Source organism: Streptomyces sp. PA03-3a (assembly GCF_033792735.1).
In the GTDB taxonomy this organism is placed as follows: Bacteria; Actinomycetota; Actinomycetes; order Streptomycetales; family Streptomycetaceae; genus Actinacidiphila.
Window position 1 is genome coordinate 34,280 of record NZ_JARAVM010000005.1, and the last position, 18,375, is coordinate 52,654.

The window sequence follows — 18,375 nt, forward strand, 5'->3', positions numbered from 1 at the left end:
GGTGCACGCGGCGGCGGTCTCCCCCCGGGGCGCGTCGAACCCGCGCCGGGAAGGCCCGCCGGACCTGCGTCTGGTGGCGCCGGCCATCGCGGCCTGGCTCGCCGCGGGCGTCGCCCTCGCCGTGCCGGGGCGAGCCGTGGTGTGGGCGTGCGCGGTGGCCGTCCTGGCGGCGCTGGCCTCGCTCGTACGCCGGTGGGCGACGGCGGCCACCGTGGCGCTGTGCGCGGCGGCGTCCGCGGCCGTCGCGGGGCTGCACGCCGCGGATCTGCACCGCGGTCCCGTGCCCGCCCTCGCGGCCGAACACGCGCATGCGAGGGTCGAGTTGCGGCTGACCGCGGATCCCCGGCTGATCCGCCCACAGGTGAGCGGGGCGGTGCGGGCCCCGGACGCGGTGCTGGTGGAGGCCGAGGCGGTGCGCGTGGCGGCGCGGGGCGCGACGACCGCCGTCCGCACGCCGGTCCTGCTCATCGCCCGGCAACCGGCACGCAGGTGGCTGACGTTGCTGCCGGGGACACACATCGACGCGGAGGCACGGCTCGCCCCGGCGACGGGCCCGGGCGACCGGATCGCCGCGGTGCTGTCGGTCCGCGGGCCGCCCCGCGTCGTCGAGCCGCCGGGCCGTGCGCAACGGGTGGCCGGCGGGCTCCGGGCGGGACTGCGCGAGGCCACCGAAGGCCTTCCGCCCGACGCGCGGGCCCTCCTCCCCGGTCTCGTCGTCGGGGACACGTCCCGTGTTCCGGTGGAACTGCACGACGCCTTCGAGGCCACCGACCTGACCCATCTGACCGCGGTCAGCGGTTCCAATCTCTCCCTGGTGCTCATCCTGCTGATCGGTCCCCCCGGGCTCGCCCTGCGCGCCGAACGCGGCGGCCTGGCGCCGCGGCTGGCTCTCCCGCTCCGCGTGACGGCCGTGCTCGGGGGAGCGCTCACCGCGGCGTTCGTCGTCGTGTGCCGGCCGGACCCGAGCGTGCTGCGCGCGGCGGCCTGCGGGCTGATCACCCTGCTGGCCATCGGCACGGGCCGCCGCCGCAGCCTGCTGCCCGCACTGTGCGGAGCCGCTCTCCTGTTGCTCCTCTACGACCCCTGGCTCGCCCGCTCGTACGGCTTCGCGCTCTCCGTGCTGGCCACCGCCGCGCTTCTTCTTCTCGCGCCGCGCTGGAGCGCCGCCCTGCGCCGCCGGCGGGTGCCGCCCCGCCTCGCGGAGGTCCTGGCCGCGGCGGCGGCCGCGCAGGCGGTGTGCGCCCCCGTGGTGGCGGTGCTGGCCGCCCACGTCAGCCTGGTCGCCGTCCCCTGCAACCTGCTGGCGGAACTCGCGGTCGGCCCCGCCACCGTCCTCGGGTTCGCCGCCCTGGCCGCGGCGCCGTTCGCCATGCCCGTCGCCAAGGCCCTCGCCTGGGTCGCGGCCTGGCCGGCCGGGTGGATCGCGGCGGTGGCCCGTCGTGGCGCCGCCCTGCCCGGGGCGACCCTCGACTGGCCCGGCACCTGGGCAGGCGCCCTGCTGCTGGCCGCCGTCACCGTCGTGGTGGCCGCGGCCGGTCGCCGCCTTCTGCGCCGCCCCTGGATGTGCGCCGCCGCGGCGCTGCTGCTCGTGCTGGCCGTCGTGCGTCCTGTGCCGCTGCCCCGCGCGGTGACGGGCTGGCCGCCGCCGGCCTGGCGGCTGGTGGCCTGCGACGTCGGCCAGGGCGACGCGCTGGTGCTCTCCGCGGGCGACGGAGCCGCCGTCGTGGTGGACACCGGCCCGGAGCCCCGCCTCGTCGACCGCTGTCTGCGCTCCCTCGGCGTCACCAAGGTCCCGCTGCTCGTCCTCACCCATTTCCACGCCGACCACGTCGCGGGCCTCCCCGGGGTCCTGCGCGGCCGCTCCGTGGGCGCCATCGAGATCACCACCCTCGACGAACCCTCCGACCAGGCCGCCTTCGTACGCCGTCAGGCGGCCGGCGCCCGGGTTCCCCTGCTCCGCGCGGCGCCCGGGGAGCGCCGCCGGCTGGGCTCCCTGGACTGGAGCGTGCTGTGGCCCGCCGCGCCCTCCCTCCTCGCGGGCTCTGACGACGCCAACCCGAACGACGCCAGTGTGACGCTGCTGGTCCGCACGGCAGGGCTGACCGTGCTCCTCCTCGGCGACCTGGAGCCCGCGGCCCAGCGTGCGCTCCTGACCGCCGTCCCGGACCTCCCCCGCGTCGACGTGCTCAAGGTCGCCCACCACGGTTCCGCGTACCAGGACCCGGCGCTCCTGGCCCGGGTGCGGCCCCGTCTGGCGCTCGTGAGCTGCGGTGCGGGCAACCCGTACGGACACCCGTCCCCCCGCACCCTCGCCGCGCTGCGCGCCCAGGGCACCACCGTCCTGCGCACCGACCGGGACGGTCCGGTCGCCGTCCTCGGCGACCGGGAGGAGTTGCGGGCGGCCGCGGCCGGTCCGCCGCCCGCCGCGGAGCGGGCCGGCCGGGTACGGCGAAGGGCCCGCACCGGTGCGCGACCGGTACGGGCCCCACGGGGGACGGGCGGCGGCTCAGACGTTCTCGAGGCCCATCTCCTCCTCGGGCACGGAGATCACCCAGCGGGTGCTCTGCCGCGGCCGGAGGTAGAAGAGCCAGTAGGCGAGCGAGGCGGCGACGATCACCCCGGTGATCACCAGATCCCGCGCGGTCTGCTGGGTCAGCACGTACGCCAGCACGACGACCAGCAGCAGCGGTACCGCGGGCCACAGCGGCATGCGCCAGGCCGCGCGCTCCCTGTGCCCGCCGCGGCGCGAGCCGAGGGCCGCGAGCGCCACGACGACGTACATCGCCGCGACGGCGACACCGGTGACGCCGCTCAGCGTCTCCACCGGGACGAAGCAGAGCACGGCGCCGGGCACGCCCACCGCGAGCGTCGCGATCCACGGGGCGCCGAACCGCTTGCTCAGCGTGCCGAAGGCCCTGTTGACCGGGGCGGGCCAGGCGCGGTCCCGCGCGGAGGCGTACAGCACCCGGGAGTTCTGGATGACCATCACGATGCCCGCGTTGATGATGGCCAGCGCGATGCAGAGGCTGATGAAGGTGCCGACCGCCGAGTTGCTCCAGCCCTGTACGAGCGCGGAGAGGTCGCCGGCCATCAGGGAGTTCATGTCGGGCGCGCCCAGCGTGATCGCGATCGTCGGCACGATCACCACGACGGCGCCGATGCCGAGCGTCCACAGCACGGTCCGCGAGACCGTGCGCCGCGGGTTCTCCATCTCCTCGGACAGGTACACGGCGGTGCTGAAGCCCTGCAGCACGAAGAGCGCGATCGCCAGGCCCGCGATGATCGTCCCCGCCGTGACGGCCGTGCTCACCCCGTGCCCGGCCTCGGTCACCGGGTGGATCAGCACCGAGGCCGACCGGGAGGTGTGGGAGAAGCCGAGGAAGGCCACCACCGCCGCCGCGACGACCTCCAGGACGAGGAAGATGCCGGTGATCCAGGCGTTGGCCCGCAGGTCCAGCAGACCCATGACGGTGGCGAGCAGCATGACGGCGGCGCCCGCGATCTTCGGGTCGATCTGCATGATCGGCGCCAGGTACTCACCCGTGCCGAGCGCGATGATCGGCGGCACGATCATCACCACGATCAGGGACAGCACGAACACGATCCATCCGGCCAGCCGCCCGATGAGCGTGCCGACCATGGCGTACTCGCCGCCCGCGCTCGGTATCAGCGTGCCGAGTTCCGAATAGCAGAACGCCACCGCGATGCAGAGGAGCGCGGCGACCACGATCGTCAGCGCCGTCCCGGTCCCCAGGTCGGCGAAGAGCGGGGGCACGATGACGAACAGCGAGGAGGCCGGGGTCAGGCACGACAGCGTCAGAAGCGTTCCGCCGACCACGCCGATCGACCTCTTGAGCGACTTCGGCGCCTCGATGGGCGGGGCGAGCGGCGAGTGCGGGGCCGTCGGCGGGTGGAGCGTGTCGGTCATGCGCGCATCCGATCGGGTCGGGCTTGAGGGGGCTACCGCCTCCGGTGCAGGGAAACACGAAACGGAATATTCACTTCCGCTTCCGAGGATGAAACCGTGCCCGTCAAGCCCCCGTCAAGAGTCTCCGGACAACGAAATCCGAAGATCCATTGCCTCATGTCCGACGTAAAACCGGTCACTTAAGCCCGCTCGCTGTGCATATCAGTGCTCGGAGATCAGAATAGCCACACCCCTTCCTTCATCAGGTCCCGGTCTCGCATCTCGGTCACCGTCCCCCAGGCCTGCACCCATTGGGGCCGGACCGCGTAGAACGCGTAAGAAGGTCCGTCACCGCGGGGATCCCAGACGGCCTTCGCCGCGAAGGCGTCTCCGACGCCGTGCGGCAGCCGCGCGAACTCCACGACCCGTGCGGTGCCGTCGATGAGCACCAGGTCCCGGGTGTGCCCCAGGCTCAGCCGCACCCGTCCCGACGCCTCCAGGTTCCGCCCGGTGGGATTCGTCCTCCGGGTGGCGAGCCACAGCTCGTGCCCGTCCCACCAGAACGACAGCGGGACCAGACACGGCGTACCCTCCCCGTCCGCCGTCGCCACCCAGACGTCCTCGTCGTCCCTGAGCCGGACCATCGCCCCGGCGTGCCGCTCGCGCAGTGTTCGAGTCATACGGCGAAGCTATCCGGCTCCCGCGTGATCGTCGCGGGTTCCCCTGGACGGGGCACCACCGCCGTCGCGGTGACCTCCACCAACTGGCCGGTGTACCCGAGGCATGCGACCCCGAGCAGCGTCGACGTGTGCGGCCCCTCGCCCAGCCCCGAGGCCCGTACGACCTCCCAGACCCGCGACAGGTCGGCGGGGTCGGCCCCCACGACGTAGACGGTGCTGGCGACGACGTGCTCCAGGCCGCTGCCCACGGCGCGCAGCGCCTCGTCGAGGTTGGCGACGACCTGGTGCGCCTGGGCGACCGGATCGCCGGGTCCCACCAGGGCGCCCCGCGCGTCGAGAGGTACGGAACCGGCCATGAAGGCCAGCCGCTCCCCGGCCTCGACGACCGCGGCGTGCGCGTAACCGGGCGGAGGGAACAGGGTCGGGACGATCGTGCGACGCACCACGGGGCCTCCTGGCTCGAATCGGCTGACCCGGAGATCCTGCAGAGCCGCCGCCGCGGACGTCACCCGGTTTTCGCACCCCGGACAGCACCCCGGGCGGCACATCGGACAGCACCCCAAGACAGCACGCCGCTCGCCGCCGCGAGGCCGGTGGTCGGCCCGGGAAGTGCAACCGCCGTGTCACGGCTTGCCCATGGCTTCGTCTCGGCACGCATGAAGGGCGGGGGCCGTGGCAGGTTGACGGCATGACCATCATCGGCTGGATCGTTCTGGGCCTGATCACGGGCGCCGTCGCGAAGATACTGCTCCCCGGGAAGGACCCGGGCGGAGTGGTCGGGACGACGCTGATCGGCATCGCGGGCGCCGTGGTGGGCGGCTGGATCTCGGCGAAGTTCCTCGACCATCCCATCACCAAGGACTTCTACGACCTGCCCACATGGGGCGCGGCCATAGGCGGAGCGCTCGTCCTCCTGATCATCTACCGCATCCTGTTCGGGGACTCCCGCCGCTGACCCCGGGGGCGGGCAGCAGCTGCACGTCCTCCCGGCGCACGGACAGCGCCTGCGAACGGTCCGGGTCCCACAGCCAGATCCAGTCCCCGGAGGCACCGAAGGACAGGACGGCGCGGCCGGCCGGCACCGGCCCGTTCTCCACGGGGACGGGGCCCTCGCCGACGGGCACCACGCACATCAGGGTGCCGCGCACGCCGAAGTACGCCGCCGGGGCGTGACCCTTGCGGGCGGCGGCGGCCGCCTTTCGGGCGGCGCGGTCCGCGTCGTGGACTCCGGTGAGGAGCGCGGTGGCCGCGAAGGCCGCCGAGAGCAGCACGGTGAGGGCGACCAGGGCGAGGCGGTTGTCGCCCTTGGCGATGTGCACGTGCCGCAGCCACCCCGCGACCGCCGTGAAGAACAGGACGAACCCCAGCGCGAGGCCCAGCGGTTCGGCGGCGGCCGCGTACCGCCACAGGTCCCCGGCGGAGCGGACGGAGCCGGACGGGATGCCGAAGCGGTCGAGGTAGAACGCCTGCATCAGCCGGCCGAGCCAGGTCACCAGCGACCACCCCACCGGCAGGGCGAGCGGCACCAGCCAGACCGCGTTGCGCGAGAACCACGAGTCGCGCAGGGCGAAGTACACCCCGGGCGCGCAGAAGAGGGCCGCCGCGGTCAGCGGCCACCACAGGAGTCCCGCGCCGTCGAGGGCCGCCCAACCCAGCAGCGCCGCCGCGACGACGGCCACAGCGGGCCGCACCCGTACCCGGGCCGCGGTACGGCGCCCTGCGGCGGCCGTCGCGGCGGCCGTCGCGGCGGCCTCCGTCTCCGGCGGCGCGGGCCGCAGTTCGTAGGCCTCGGAGGTGAACGTACGGCCGCCCAGGGGGCGTTCCGCGAGCTCCCGCTCGACGGCCTCCCGGGTGAGCCCGGCCGGCAGCCGCAGCAGCCGGTGCGCGCCCCGCCCGCCGCACGCGGCCCACCACCGGGCGAGCCGGTCGCGCCGGCCGGTGCCCGCGCCGGGACGGCGGATCACGCGGTACTCGGTCCGCGGGTCGTCCGGCCGCATCACCAGCGCGGCGTCACGGACCCACAGGGCGAGCTGATGGGTCCTCGCCAGCCGCTCCACGGCCCCGCACGCCGCCTTCTCGGCCCGCCGGCGGGAGCCGCTCAGCCGAACCTCGACGACGAGCGCGACGCGGCCGCCGTCCGCGGTGGCCGGGGCGTCCTCACGGCCGGCGCGGCGCACCGCCCAGCCGCGTGCCTCCATCAGCCCCTGGGCGAGGGCGAGCTCGTCCGCCTGGTCGACGGCCTCGACCAGGAGACGTACGCGCTGGTTGAACGGGACGGCCGGGAGCGTCCCGGCCGTCCCGGGGCCTTCGGCCCCCGGCTCCCGCGAGCGACGGCGCTGTGCGGGGAGGCGCAGCGGCACGGTCTAGTCCTCCTCCTCCAGCCAGCCCTCGAACTCCTCCGCCAGCTCGTTCAGAGCGGTCGGGTCCAGTTCCTCGTCGTCGTCGTTGATGACGACGAGCCATTGGGCGTCCTCGGCGTCGTTCTCGCCCGCGAGGGCGTCACGGACGAGCTGGGGGCGGGCGGGTAGGTCGAAGCGCTCGGCGGCTTCGTCGGCGGCGTCCTCGGCGGCGTCGCGGTCGGGGAGGACGAGCACATGTCTGACGTCGGTCACCGGGACATTGTGTCGGACCCGCGTGGGATGCTGGACCGCGATGGCCAGGAACAGTACGACAGACAGTCCGCTCGCCCCCCTGACGATCGCGGTGGGGCAGGAGGACCTGCTCCTCGACCGTGCGGTACGGGAGGTCGTGGAGGCGGCGCGCGCCGCCGACGCCGACACCGATGTGCGCGACCTCACTCCGGACGCCCTCCAGCCGGGCACGCTGGCGGAACTCACCAGCCCGTCGCTGTTCGCCGAGCGCAAGGTCGTGGTGGTACGGAACGCTCAGGATCTGTCCGCGGACACCGTCAAGGACGTCAAGGCCTATCTGGAGGCCCCCGCCGAGGAGATCACGCTCGTCCTGCTGCACGCGGGCGGTGCCAAGGGCAAGGGTCTGCTGGACGCCGCGCGCAAGGCCGGTGCGCGCGAGGTGGCCTGCCCGAAGATGACCAAGCCCGCCGACCGGCTGGCCTTCGTCCGGCAGGAGTTCCGCACCCTGGGCCGGTCCGCCACCCCCGAGGCCTGCCAGGCCCTGGTCGACGCCATCGGCAGCGACCTGAGGGAGCTGGCGAGCGCCTGCGCCCAGCTCGCCGCCGACGTGGAGGGTGCGATCGACGCGGCGGTGGTGGCCCGTTACTACACCGGCCGGGCCGAGGCCACCGGCTTCGAGGTCGCCGACCTGGCGGTGACCGGCCGCGCCGCCGAGGCACTGGAGCGGCTGCGCTGGGCGATCGCGGTCGGCCAGCCGCTGCCCGGCATCACCTTCGCGCTCGCCTCGGGCGTCCGGGCCATCGGCAAGCTCGCCTCCGCCCCGCGCGGGGCGCGCTCCGGCGACCTGGCCCGCGAGCTGGGCATGCCGCCGTGGAAGATCGACCGCGTACGCCAGCAGATGCGCGGCTGGTCCGCCGACGGCGTCTCCGCCGCCCTGCGCGCCGTCGCCGATGCCGACGCCGCGGTCAAGGGCGGTGGCGCGGACCCGGCCTACGCCCTGGAGAAGGCGGTCGTCGCCGTAGCGCGGGCCGCGCGGGCCCGCTGATCCCGCGGCGGATGGCCCCGGTCATGCCGAAGGGCCCCGTACCGGAAAGGTAGGAGCCCTTCGGAGGCCGCACCCGCGTGGCGAACGCAGGCCGCGTGCGGCCGGAACATCAGGGGTGCCGGTGGAGGAGCGGGTGAGAGGGACCGCTGTGTCCGTCACCGACGGGTACTGCTACGGGAAGGCTCAGCCCTGGAGGCCGGCCACCTTCAGCGCCAGCGCCGACTTCTTGTTGGCGGCCTGGTTCTTGTGGATGACGCCCTTGCTCACGGCCTTGTCGAGCTTCTTGGACGCGAGGCGCGCGGCCTCGGTGGCCTTCTCGACGTCGCCGGTGGCCACGGCCTCACGGGTGCGACGGATGGCGGTCTTGAGCTCGGACTTGACGGCCTTGTTGCGCAGGCGCGCCTTCTCGTTGGTCTTGTTGCGCTTGATCTGGGACTTGATGTTCGCCACGAAAGAGCCTTTTCAGGTTTGATCTGATGGGGTCCGCGCCTCGGGTAGAGGGTCACGAGACGCGACTGCCCAGGCTAGCAGTCGGCCGCCGCGCCGCCCAAACCGGTGGCCGGTGGCGGGTCTCCCGGCCCGTCCCGCACCGCCCGGCACGGTCGTGGGCCCGGGCCATGGGACTATGGGAGCCATACGTATCGATCCGACCAGAGGCGACAGGCGCCTCAAGAGACAGGACCCTGCGTGCCCGCGACCCCTTCGAACGTGCCGGAGCCGAGCCGTACCGACCCGGCGCTGATCCGCAATTTCTGCATCATCGCGCACATCGACCACGGCAAGTCGACGCTCGCCGACCGCATGCTCCAGCTCACCGGCGTGGTGGACCAGCGGCAGATGCGCGCCCAATACCTCGACCGGATGGACATCGAGCGCGAGCGCGGTATCACGATCAAGTCCCAGGCGGTCCGGCTGCCCTGGGCGCCCACCGAGGGCGCAGGACAGGGGAAGACCCACATCCTGAACATGATCGACACCCCGGGGCACGTGGACTTCACCTATGAGGTCTCCCGGTCGCTGGCGGCCTGTGAGGGTACGGTCCTGCTGGTCGACGCCGCGCAGGGCATCGAGGCGCAGACGCTGGCCAACCTCTACCTGGCGATGGAGAACGACCTCACCATCGTCCCCGTGCTGAACAAGATCGACCTGCCGGCCGCGCAGCCCGAGAAGTTCTCCGAGGAGCTGGCCAACCTCATCGGCTGCGACCCCTCCGACGTGCTGAAGGTCTCGGCCAAGACCGGCCTCGGCGTCGAGGCGCTGCTGGACCGCGTCGTCGAGACCGTCCCGGCCCCGGTCGGCGTCGCCGACGCGCCCGCCCGTGCGATGATCTTCGACTCGGTCTACGACTCCTACCGCGGTGTCGTCACCTATGTCCGGGTCGTCGACGGTCAGCTCAGCAAGCGCGAGCGGATCAGGATGATGTCCACCGGCGCGACCCACGAGCTGCTGGAGATCGGCACCAACTCGCCCGAGATGCTGCCGGCCGACGGCCTCGGCGTCGGCGAGGTGGGCTACCTGATCACGGGTGTGAAGGACGTCCGCCAGTCCAAGGTCGGTGACACGATCACCCAGCAGTCCAAGGGCGCCACCGAGGCCCTGGGCGGCTACAAGGACCCCAAGCCCATGGTGTTCTCCGGCCTGTACCCGCTGGACGGCTCCGACTACCCGGAGCTGCGCGACGCCCTGGACAAGCTGCAGCTCAACGACGCCGCGCTGGTCTACGAGCCGGAGACCTCCGCGGCTCTCGGCTTCGGTTTCCGCGTGGGCTTCCTGGGTCTGCTGCACCTGGACGTGATCCGCGAGCGGCTGGAGCGCGAGTTCGGGCTCGACCTGATCGCCACGGCCCCCAACGTGGTCTACCGCGTGGTGATGGAGGACGGCGCCGAGCACGTCGTCACCAACCCCAGCGAGTTCCCCGAGGGCAAGATCGCCGAGGTGTACGAGCCGGTGGTGCGGGCCACGATCCTGGCGCCCACGGAGTTCATCGGCGCCATCATGGAACTCTGCCAGACCCGGCGCGGCTCGCTGCTCGGCATGGACTACCTCTCCGAGGACCGGGTGGAGATCCGCTACACCCTCCCCCTCGCCGAGATCGTGTTCGACTTCTTCGACCAGCTGAAGTCCAAGACCCGCGGCTACGCGTCGCTGGACTACGAGCCCACAGGCGAGCAGTCCTCCAGCCTGGTCAAGGTGGACATCCTGCTGCACGGCGACAAGGTCGACGCCTTCTCCGCCATCACGCACAAGGACAACGCCTACGCGTACGGCGTGCGCCTGGTGGCCAAGCTGCGCGAGCTCATCCCGCGGCAGAGCTTCGAGGTGCCCGTCCAGGCCGCCATCGGTTCGCGCGTGATCGCCCGCGAGACCATCCGCGCCATCCGCAAGGACGTCCTCGCCAAGTGCTACGGCGGTGACATCTCCCGCAAGCGGAAGCTGCTGGAGAAGCAGAAGGAGGGCAAGAAGCGGATGAAGATGGTCGGCTCCGTGGAGGTGCCGCAGGAGGCCTTCATCGCGGTGCTCTCCAGCGACGAGAACGCCGCCAAGAAGAAGTAGCCGAGGCGGGTCGGCCGACGCGGTCCGAGGCCCCGCGCAGGAAGGGCGCTTGTCCGATTACCGGGCAGGCGCCCTTTCGTATGAGAGGTCCGGCATTCGGGTGATTGGCAAAAACCCCGGTCCGTGCGGTTTCTGCCGGGAGTCCACGACGTTACTCATCGTGACAGCGGCGAAAGTCGTCGCTGTGGAAGGGGAATGTGAAGTGAAGTACTCGAAGGCCGCGGCCGTCGTCGCTGGTTCCGTGATCGCGCTGGGCGCCGCCGGTGCCGCCGCGTCCCCCGCCTTCGCCGGGGAGGCCCTCCCGCTCGGCAACGGGCCGATGAAGATCCTGGACGCCAAGGACGAGGTCGCCAAGACCGGTCTGAAGGCGGTCACCGGCAAGACGGGCGAGCTGCTCGGCGGAGCGGGCAAGACCGGGGGCACCAAGGGCATGATCGGCGGGCTGCCCATCGGCGGCTGAGCGCCGCGCTCCCCGCGGTGCCGCCGGTGGGTGGCCGGAGCGGTGGCCGGAAGGCGGGCTCCCCGGATTCCGGGAGGGCCCGCCGTTACGTGTATGCACCACCTATCCGGTCGTCACGGTTGCATCGCGGTGTCCGCGGCCCCTTACCAAGCGGGCGCCGATTCCCTACTCTGATCACCACTCGGTGGTTACTCACGAGTCACCCAGCTACGAGGCGGGCCCCCGGAGGTTGTCGTGACCGACACGCAGACTTTGATCGAGAACCGGCCGCCCTCCGTGGCGAGCCTGTTCCTGGAGCGCGTCGAGGCGACGCCCGATGCCGAGGCGTACCGCTTCCCGGTGGCGTCGGCGGACGGCGGCCCGGACTCCTGGAAGTCGCTCACCTGGAAGCAGGCCGCGGAACGGGTCCACGCCGTCGCGGCGGGACTGATGGACCTGGGCGTGCGCCCCGAGGAGCGGGTGGCGATCGCCTCGGCCACCCGGGTCGAGTGGATCCTGGCCGACCTCGGCGTGCTCTGCGCCGGTGCGGCGACCACCACCGTCTACCCCAGCACCAACGCCGACGAGACGGCCTTCATCCTGGCCGACTCCGGCAGCCGGGTGCTGATCGCCGAGAACGCGGTGCAGCTCGCCAAGGCCGTCGAGCGCCGTGCCGAGCTTCCCGAGCTGGTCCACGTCGTGGTCGTCGACCCCGGGGGCGCCGACCTCGGGGACGACGGGTGGGCGCTGTCGCTGGCCGAGTTGGAGCAGCGCGGCAAGGTCTACCTGGAGAAGAACCCCGAGGCCGTCCGCAAGGCCGTGGGCGAGATCACCAAGGACCAGCTGGCCACCCTCATCTACACCTCCGGCACGACCGGCCGTCCCAAGGGCGTACGGCTGCCGCACGACTGCTGGGCGTACATGGCCAGGGCGATCCAGGCGAACGGCCTGCTGGAGGCGGAGGACGTCCAGTACCTCTGGCTGCCGCTGGCGCACGTCTTCGGCAAGGTGCTCACCGCCGGGCACATCACCATCGGCCACGTGACCGCCGTCGACGGCCGCGTCGACAAGATCATCGAGAATCTGCCCGTCGTGCAGCCCACCTACATGGCCGCCGTCCCGCGCATCTTCGAGAAGGTCTACAACGGCGTCGCCGCCAAGGCCCGCGCCGGCGGCGGGGCCAAGTACCGGATCTTCAAGTGGGCCGCCGAGGTCGCCCGCGAGTACGCCAAGGTCACCCAGGACAACCGCCGCCGCACCGGCAAAGCGAGCGCCCCCTTCGGCCTCACCGCCCAGCACGCCGTCGCCGACCGCCTGGTGTACGCCAAGCTCCGCGACGCCTTCGGCGGCAGGCTGCGTGCCTGCGTCTCCGGCTCCGCCGCCCTCTCCCCGGAGATCGGCTACTTCTTCTCCGGCGCCGGCATCCACATCCTGGAGGGCTACGGGCTGACCGAGTCCAGCGCGGCCAGCTTCGTCAACCCCGGCGAGGCCTACCGGACCGGCACGGTCGGCAAGCCGCTGCCCGGCACCGAGGTCCGCATCGCCGAGGACGGCGAGATCCTGTTGCGCGGCCCCGGCATCATGCAGGGCTACCACGGGCTGCCCGAGAAGACGGCCGAAGTGCTGGAGTCGGACGGCTGGTTCCACACCGGTGACATCGGGGAGCTGTCCGCGGACGGCTACCTCACCATCACCGACCGCAAGAAGGACATCATCAAGAACTCCAACGGCAAGTACATCGCGCCGGCCGCGGTCGAGGGCCAGTTCAAGGCGGCCTGCCCCTTCATCAGCAACGTCCTGGTGATCGGCGCCGACCGCAACTTCTGCACCGCCCTGTTCGCCCTCGACGAGCCCACGATCCTCGGCTGGGCGAAGGAGAACGGCCTGGAGGGCAGGCCCTACGCGGAGGTCGTCGGCTCCGAGCAGGTACGGGCCCTGATGGACGGCTATGTGCAGCGGGTCAACCAGGACCTGCAGCGCTGGCAGCAGATCAAGACCTTCCGCGTACTGCCGCGCGACCTGGACGTCGAGCACGGCGACCTCACGCCGAGCCTGAAGCTCAAGCGGCCGGTCGTGGAGCGGGAGTTCAAGGACCTGATCGACGACATGTACGCCGGTACGCGGGAGGGCTGAGCGGGCCGGGCGCCTCAGTCGCCCGTCCGGGGGCCCGACAGGCCCACCCCGCGCAGGGCGCGTTCCAGCCGGGCCACGCGGTGGGCGAGCGCGGTGACCTCCGGGCGGCCGTCGGCGGCGAGTTGCCGCTCGACGGCCGCGAGGCGCTGCTCGACCGCCTCCAGCCGGTCCCGGTCGCGCTCCAGCAGTCCCCGCAACTGGCGTGACGTGTGGTGCAGTTCGAGGAAGACCGTCACCTTGGCGCGCAGCACCCAGGGGTCGAAGGGCTTGGTGAGGTAGTCCGCCGCGCCGGTGGCGTAGCCGCGGAAGGCGAAAGTGGTGTCCAGGTCGTTCCCGGTCAGGAAGATGATCGGGATGTCCTTGGTCTGGTCGAGGCGCTTGATGTTCGCGGCCGTCTCGAAGCCGTCCATGCCGGGCATCAGGACGTCGAGGAGCACCACCGCGAACTCCTGGCGCAGCAGCGCCTTCATCGCCTCCTCCCCGGAACGGGCGCGGACCAGCGGCTGGTCGAGGGGGCCGAGGATGGCCTCGAGGGCGACGAGGTTGTCCTCCATGTCGTCGACGAGGAGGATGCCCGCCTTCCCCGCGACCGTGCCGGTGGCGCCCGTGGTCACGACGCGGGCCTCGCGGGGTCGTCTGAGCCGGCGCCCGGGCCGCCGGGACCGGGACGGGCCCGTCCGTCGTCCCGTCCCGCCTCGGGGTCGGAGTGTCGGCCGACCACCGTGTTGATCGTCGACTTCAGCTGCAGGATCTCGCCCTGCGCGTCGACCGTGATCTTCCGCGAGAGGTCGCCGTTGGCGACGGCCGTCGTCACCTGGGCGATGTTGCGGACCTGGGAGGTGAGGTCGGACGCCATGAAGTCGACGTTGTCGGTGGGGTCCTTCCAGACGCCGGAGACGCCGCGGACCTGTGTGCGGCCGGCCAGTTGGCCCTCGGTGCCGACCTCGCGGGCGACCCGGGCCGCCTCGTCCGCGAAGGCGGAGAGCTGGTCCGCCATCGTGTTGACGGTGAGCCTGAACTCCAGCAGCTCACCGGTCGCCTCGACCGTCACCTCGCGGGTCAGGTCGCCCCGCGCCACCGCCGTCGTCACCAGCGCGAAGTCGCTGACCTGGGCGGTCAGCCGGGCCGCCACCGTGTTGACCGCCTCGGTCACGTCCCGCCAACTGCCGGACAGCCCGCGCGCCTTGGCACGGCCTCCGAGCCGGCCTTCGGTGCCGACCTCGCGGGTTACCCGGGTCACCTCGCCGGTGAACCGCGACATCTGGCCCACCATGCGGTTGACCGCCCGGCCGAGCCTGCGCAGGTAGCCGCGGAGCGGCCGGCTGCCGTCGTGCAGGTCCACCCGCTGGGCCAGTTCCCCGTCCGCCACGGCGTCCAGCACACGGGTGGCGTTCGCCGCCTGCGCGCTCATCGCCCAGGAGCCCTGGCCCGGGCTCTCCGCGAGCCGTTCGTCCAGCCCGCCCCGGCGTACGACCTCCCGCTTGACACGGCCCAGTTCGGCGGAGAAGTGCCGCTCCCGGGCGACGATCCGGTGGAACGTTCCGGCGATTGCGGCCGGCACCCCCTCCGTCCCTTCGCCCAGTCGCACCCGGAAGTCGCCGTCGCGCAAGGAGCGCATCGCCGTCAGCAGCGGCCGCAGTTCCGCCGCGCGTATCCACTCACCGTCCGTGGGTGGGTCGGCGACACGCGGACGCGCAGGAGTCGCGGTTTTCGGGGCGGGAACAGCCGATTTAAGAGCCATGACGGCCTTCTTCGGTGACTCGGCGCTTATGAGCGCGCTCAGTCTGTCACGCTGGGCGTGCCGTTAAGGGCGCAATGCCGGATCTGCTCGGGAGCCGCACAGTGGGGCCAGATTCCATGCCACGGGAGTTCGTTTCCCGTACCAGCCTGCCCGGCAACCAGCTGGCAGCCTCCGCGGCAAGGAAGTTCGTCCGTGCCGCGCTGGCCGAGTGGACCACCGAGGAACCCTGGCCGGCCGAGAGCATCGGTGACCACCTCGTGGACGACGCGGTGCTGCTCGTGAGCGAACTCGTCACGAACGCCGTCATCCACGCCGGCACCACCGTCGAGCTGCTCTGCCGGCTGGAGAGTCCGGCGCCCGGCGGACGCGAGGAGGGCGGACTCGTCGTCGAGGTCTCCGACCACCACCCGGCCCGGGTCGTCCGCGACCGGGCCGAACTCGCCCGCGAGGGCCGCGACGGAGGGCGCGGACTGCAGCTCGTCTCCGCGCTCTCCGAGGAGTGGGGCATCACCTACCGGCGCGAGCTCAAGACCATCTGGTGCCGGCTGGCCGCCGACCGCGAGCCCGTGGGGACGCTGCCGCCGGCCCCCGAGGCCGACCGCGCCCTGCTGCGCGGACTGCGCGCCACCGAGATCCTCGCGCCGACGGCGTACCGGCTGCCGCGGCGGTACGACAGCGAGTGGATCAACCGCGGCTCGCTCTCCTTCCTCGCCGAGGCATCCGACCTGCTCGCCGGGCAGCTCGACGAGGACATGGTCGCCTCGCTCGCCGGGCAGCTGCTCGTGCCCCGCCTCGCCGACTGGTGCGCGGTCTGGCTCTCCGGGGACGGGCCCGAGGGTGCCGAGCCGCGCCTGGCGCGCGTCTGGCACGCCACGGAGGGCCGCATCGACGAGCTGCGCATGGTGCTGGAGAAGGAACCGCCGCCGCCCTCCTCCCGCGCCGGCGCCGTGCCCTGGCCGTGGCCCGCCACGGCCCAGGGCGCGGACGCGTTCGGCGCGGCCCTCGCCTGCCCCCTGGTCACCGGCGGCCGCTGCCACGGCACGCTGCTGCTCGGGCGTACCGGACTGATGCGCTTCCCCGACGAGGTCATCGGCCTCATCGAGGACTTCGCGCGCCGCGTCGCACTGGCGGTGGGCACCGCCCGGCAGTACACGCGCCAGGCCATGATCAGCCGGGTCCTGCAGCGCGGCCTGCTGCCCGCGGGGCTCGGCGCGGTGCCGGGCCTCGACACGGCCGTCGTCTACGAGCCCACGCGTGCCGACGTCGTCGGCGGCGACTTCTACGACCTCTTCCCCGCGGGCGGCGGCCGCTGGTGCTTCGCCCTCGGCGACGTCCAGGGCAACGGCCCCGAGGCGGCCGCGGTCACCGGCCTCGCCCGGCCCGTCATGCGGCTTCTCGCGCGCGAGGGGTACGGCGTCACGGAGGTCCTCGACCGGCTCAACCGCGCGCTCGCGGACGAGGCCGCCGCGGCCACGCTCGGCGACGCGCTCGGGCCGGGGTGGGACACGGGGCCGCGGTTCCTGTCCCTGCTGTACGGGGAGATCGTGCCGGAGGGGGTGGGGGAGGGCGCCGGTGCGCCGGGCGGCGGCGCCCTGTGCACCCTGGCCAGCGCCGGGCACCCCCTTCCGCTCCTGCTGACAGGGGACGGCGCGGTACGGCCCGCCGCGGTGCCGCAGATACTGCTGGGGATCACGGACGACGCGCGCTACCGCAGCGAATCGTTCCGGCTGGCCCCCGGGGACACGCTGCTGTGCGTCACGGACGGGGTGACGGAGCGGCGCAACGGGAGCCGCCAGTTCGACGACGACGACGGGCTGGCGGCCGTGCTGGCGGCTTGCGCCGGGCTGGGGGCGGCGGGGGTGGCGGAGCGGATCCGGAGGGCGGTGCACGAGTACGACGTGGCGCCGCCGGATGATGATCTCGCGGTGCTCGTGCTTCAGGCCCAGTGAGGGGCGCAGCCGCCCGCAGGCGCAGCGGAGCCGCATACGACAACCAGGCCCCGCACGAGGGGACCGGAACCGCCCTCGGAAGGGATGGCGGACAATGGGACGCATGCCATCCGTACTGCCCGACGGGGAGCCCATGCCGGAGGACGGCGCGCTCCCCCCGACCGCGCTGCACGGCGCGGACTCCCGCCCCCTGGGGTTCTACCTGCACGTCCCGTACTGCGCCACCCGCTGCGGGTACTGCGACTTCAACACCTACACTGCCGCCGAGCTGCGCGGCACCGGGGGCGTGCTCGCCTCCCGGGAGAACTACGCGGACACCCTGGTCGACGAGATCCGGCTGGCCCGCAAGGTGCTGGGCGACGACCCCCGCCGCGTCGAGACCGTGTTCGTCGGAGGCGGGACGCCGACCCTGCTGCCGGCCGCGGACCTGGCCCGGATGCTGGGGGCCATCCGGGACGAGTTCGGCCTGGCGGAGGGTGCGGAGGTCACCACGGAGGCGAACCCGGAGTCCGTGGACCCGGCGTATCTGGAGGAGCTTCGGGCCGGGGGGTACACGCGGCTCTCGTTCGGGATGCAGAGCGCCCGCCCGCACGTGCTGCAGGTACTGGACCGGCGGCACACGCCGGGCCGCCCGGAGCAGTGTGTGGCGGAGGCCCGGGCGGCGGGGTTCGAGCACGTCAACCTGGACCTGATCTACGGCACACCCGGGGAGTCGGACGACGACTGGCGGGCGTCGCTGGACGCCGCGATCGGCGCGGGGCCCGACCATGTGTCGGCGTACGCGCTGATCGTGGAGGAGGGTACGCAGCTGGCGCGCAGGATACGGCGCGGCGAGGTGCCGATGACGGACGACGACGTGCACGCGGACCGCTACCTGATCGCGGAGGAGCGCCTGGCGGCGGCCGGCTACGGCTGGTACGAGGTGTCGAACTGGGCGACCTCGCAGGCGGCCCGGTGCCGCCACAACGAGCTGTACTGGACCGGCGCGGACTGGTGGGGAGCCGGGCCCGGCGCGCACAGCCACGTGGGCGGGGTGCGGTGGTGGAACGTGAAGCACCCCGCGGCGTACGCCGCGGCGCTCGCCGAGGGCCGCAGTCCCGGGGCGGGCCGTGAGGTGCTGGCGGCGGAGGACCGCCGGGTGGAGCGGATCCTGCTGGAGCTGAGGCTGTCCGACGGCTGCCCGCTGGACGTGCTCGCCCCGGCGGGCGCCGGGGCCGCGGAGCGCGCCGTAAGGGACGGGCTCCTGGAGACCGGTCCTTACCGTGAGGGCCGTGCCGTCCTCACGCTGCGCGGCCGCCTGCTGGCCGACGCCGTCGTCAGGGACCTGGTCGACTGAC

The 18,375-nt window shown here is 73.0% G+C and carries 14 protein-coding genes and 2 pseudogenes; 8 read left to right on the top strand and 8 right to left on the bottom strand.

Annotated features, from left to right (window positions below; genetic code table 11):
• Window position 1: 1 nt before the first annotated feature.
• A pseudogene (locus PV342_RS07280) lies at window positions 2–2,410 on the top strand (ComEC/Rec2 family competence protein); the annotation flags it as partial.
• A gap of 96 nt (window positions 2,411–2,506) precedes the next feature.
• Here the strand turns inward: PV342_RS07280 and PV342_RS07285 are convergent.
• From PV342_RS07285 to PV342_RS07295, 3 genes are all read right to left on the bottom strand, one after another.
• Window positions 2,507–3,928 (bottom strand): APC family permease, encoded by a 1,422-nt coding sequence (locus PV342_RS07285; RefSeq protein WP_392604770.1) that lies wholly within the window; start codon window positions 3,926–3,928, stop codon window positions 2,507–2,509.
• 215 nt (window positions 3,929–4,143) lie between these two features.
• Window positions 4,144–4,587 (bottom strand): pyridoxamine 5'-phosphate oxidase family protein, encoded by a 444-nt coding sequence (locus PV342_RS07290; protein WP_018556611.1) that lies wholly within the window; start codon window positions 4,585–4,587, stop codon window positions 4,144–4,146.
• Window positions 4,584–5,033, bottom strand: coding sequence for a RidA family protein (locus PV342_RS07295; RefSeq protein WP_500316216.1), 450 nt, complete (start codon window positions 5,031–5,033; stop codon window positions 4,584–4,586). The genes PV342_RS07290 and PV342_RS07295 overlap by 4 nt, the downstream gene beginning before the upstream one ends.
• Before the next feature lie 242 nt (window positions 5,034–5,275).
• On the opposite strand from PV342_RS07295, the gene PV342_RS07300 reads away from it, so the two are divergent.
• The gene (locus PV342_RS07300; protein ID WP_500316218.1) at window positions 5,276–5,542 is read left to right on the top strand and encodes a GlsB/YeaQ/YmgE family stress response membrane protein; all 267 of its coding nucleotides are present in this window, start codon (window positions 5,276–5,278) and stop codon (window positions 5,540–5,542) included.
• Here the strand turns inward: PV342_RS07300 and PV342_RS07305 are convergent.
• Window positions 5,505–6,947, bottom strand: a complete 1,443-nt coding sequence (locus PV342_RS07305; protein ID WP_500316220.1) for a hypothetical protein — start codon at window positions 6,945–6,947, stop codon at window positions 5,505–5,507. The two genes, PV342_RS07300 and PV342_RS07305, sit on opposite strands and share 38 nt — an antisense overlap.
• Window positions 6,948–6,950: 3 nt before the next feature.
• Window positions 6,951–7,199: a hypothetical protein gene (locus PV342_RS07310; protein ID WP_500316222.1), complete on the bottom strand. Its 249-nt coding sequence runs from the start codon at window positions 7,197–7,199 to the stop codon at window positions 6,951–6,953.
• Between the two features lie 40 nt (window positions 7,200–7,239).
• On the opposite strand from PV342_RS07310, the gene holA reads away from it, so the two are divergent.
• Window positions 7,240–8,223, top strand: a complete 984-nt coding sequence (gene holA / locus PV342_RS07315) for a DNA polymerase III subunit delta (RefSeq protein WP_400801541.1) — start codon at window positions 7,240–7,242, stop codon at window positions 8,221–8,223.
• Between the two features lie 183 nt (window positions 8,224–8,406).
• On the opposite strand, the gene rpsT is transcribed toward holA, so the two are convergent.
• Window positions 8,407–8,673: a 30S ribosomal protein S20 gene (rpsT, locus tag PV342_RS07320; RefSeq protein ID WP_018556617.1), complete on the bottom strand. Its 267-nt coding sequence runs from the start codon at window positions 8,671–8,673 to the stop codon at window positions 8,407–8,409.
• 237 nt (window positions 8,674–8,910) lie between these two features.
• Here rpsT and lepA point away from each other — a divergent pair, with 237 nt between their 5' ends.
• From lepA to PV342_RS07335, 3 genes are all read left to right on the top strand, one after another.
• Complete coding sequence (lepA, locus tag PV342_RS07325) at window positions 8,911–10,776, top strand: translation elongation factor 4 (RefSeq protein WP_018556618.1); 1,866 nt, start codon at window positions 8,911–8,913, stop codon at window positions 10,774–10,776.
• A gap of 202 nt (window positions 10,777–10,978) precedes the next feature.
• Entirely contained in the window at window positions 10,979–11,236 is a 258-nt protein-coding gene (locus PV342_RS07330; RefSeq protein ID WP_018556619.1) for a hypothetical protein, read from the top strand.
• A 234-nt stretch (window positions 11,237–11,470) separates the two neighbouring features.
• The gene (locus tag PV342_RS07335) at window positions 11,471–13,348 is read left to right on the top strand and encodes an AMP-dependent synthetase/ligase (protein WP_400801544.1); all 1,878 of its coding nucleotides are present in this window, start codon (window positions 11,471–11,473) and stop codon (window positions 13,346–13,348) included.
• Between the two features lie 14 nt (window positions 13,349–13,362).
• On the opposite strand, the gene PV342_RS07340 is transcribed toward PV342_RS07335, so the two are convergent.
• On the bottom strand, window positions 13,363–13,902 hold the full coding sequence (locus PV342_RS07340) for a response regulator (protein WP_500316436.1): 540 nt from the start codon (window positions 13,900–13,902) through the stop codon (window positions 13,363–13,365).
• A gap of 149 nt (window positions 13,903–14,051) precedes the next feature.
• A pseudogene (locus PV342_RS07345) lies at window positions 14,052–14,966 on the bottom strand (HAMP domain-containing protein); the annotation flags it as partial.
• Window positions 14,967–15,205: 239 nt separating this feature from the next.
• Between PV342_RS07345 and PV342_RS07350 the strand changes: the two are divergent.
• Both PV342_RS07350 and hemW read left to right on the top strand, forming a co-directional pair.
• Complete coding sequence (locus PV342_RS07350) at window positions 15,206–17,038, top strand: SpoIIE family protein phosphatase (protein ID WP_500316225.1); 1,833 nt, start codon at window positions 15,206–15,208, stop codon at window positions 17,036–17,038.
• A 103-nt stretch (window positions 17,039–17,141) separates the two neighbouring features.
• On the top strand, window positions 17,142–18,374 hold the full coding sequence (gene hemW, locus PV342_RS07355) for a radical SAM family heme chaperone HemW (protein ID WP_361006713.1): 1,233 nt from the start codon (window positions 17,142–17,144) through the stop codon (window positions 18,372–18,374).
• Window position 18,375: the final 1 nt, after the last annotated feature.

Bases quoted from the DNA above. Each gene is read 5' to 3' on its own strand.
- hemW (WP_361006713.1), top strand. From the start codon at position 17,142: ATGCCATCCGTACTGCCCGACGGGGAGCCCATGCCGGAGGACGGCGCG.
- PV342_RS07290 (WP_018556611.1), bottom strand. From the start codon at position 4,587: ATGACTCGAACACTGCGCGAGCGGCACGCCGGGGCGATGGTCCGGCTC.
- PV342_RS07340 (WP_500316436.1), bottom strand. From the start codon at position 13,902: ATGGAGGACAACCTCGTCGCCCTCGAGGCCATCCTCGGCCCCCTCGAC.
- holA (WP_400801541.1), top strand. From the start codon at position 7,240: ATGGCCAGGAACAGTACGACAGACAGTCCGCTCGCCCCCCTGACGATC.
- PV342_RS07285 (WP_392604770.1), bottom strand. From the start codon at position 3,928: ATGACCGACACGCTCCACCCGCCGACGGCCCCGCACTCGCCGCTCGCC.
- PV342_RS07350 (WP_500316225.1), top strand. From the start codon at position 15,206: ATGCCACGGGAGTTCGTTTCCCGTACCAGCCTGCCCGGCAACCAGCTG.
- PV342_RS07300 (WP_500316218.1), top strand. From the start codon at position 5,276: ATGACCATCATCGGCTGGATCGTTCTGGGCCTGATCACGGGCGCCGTC.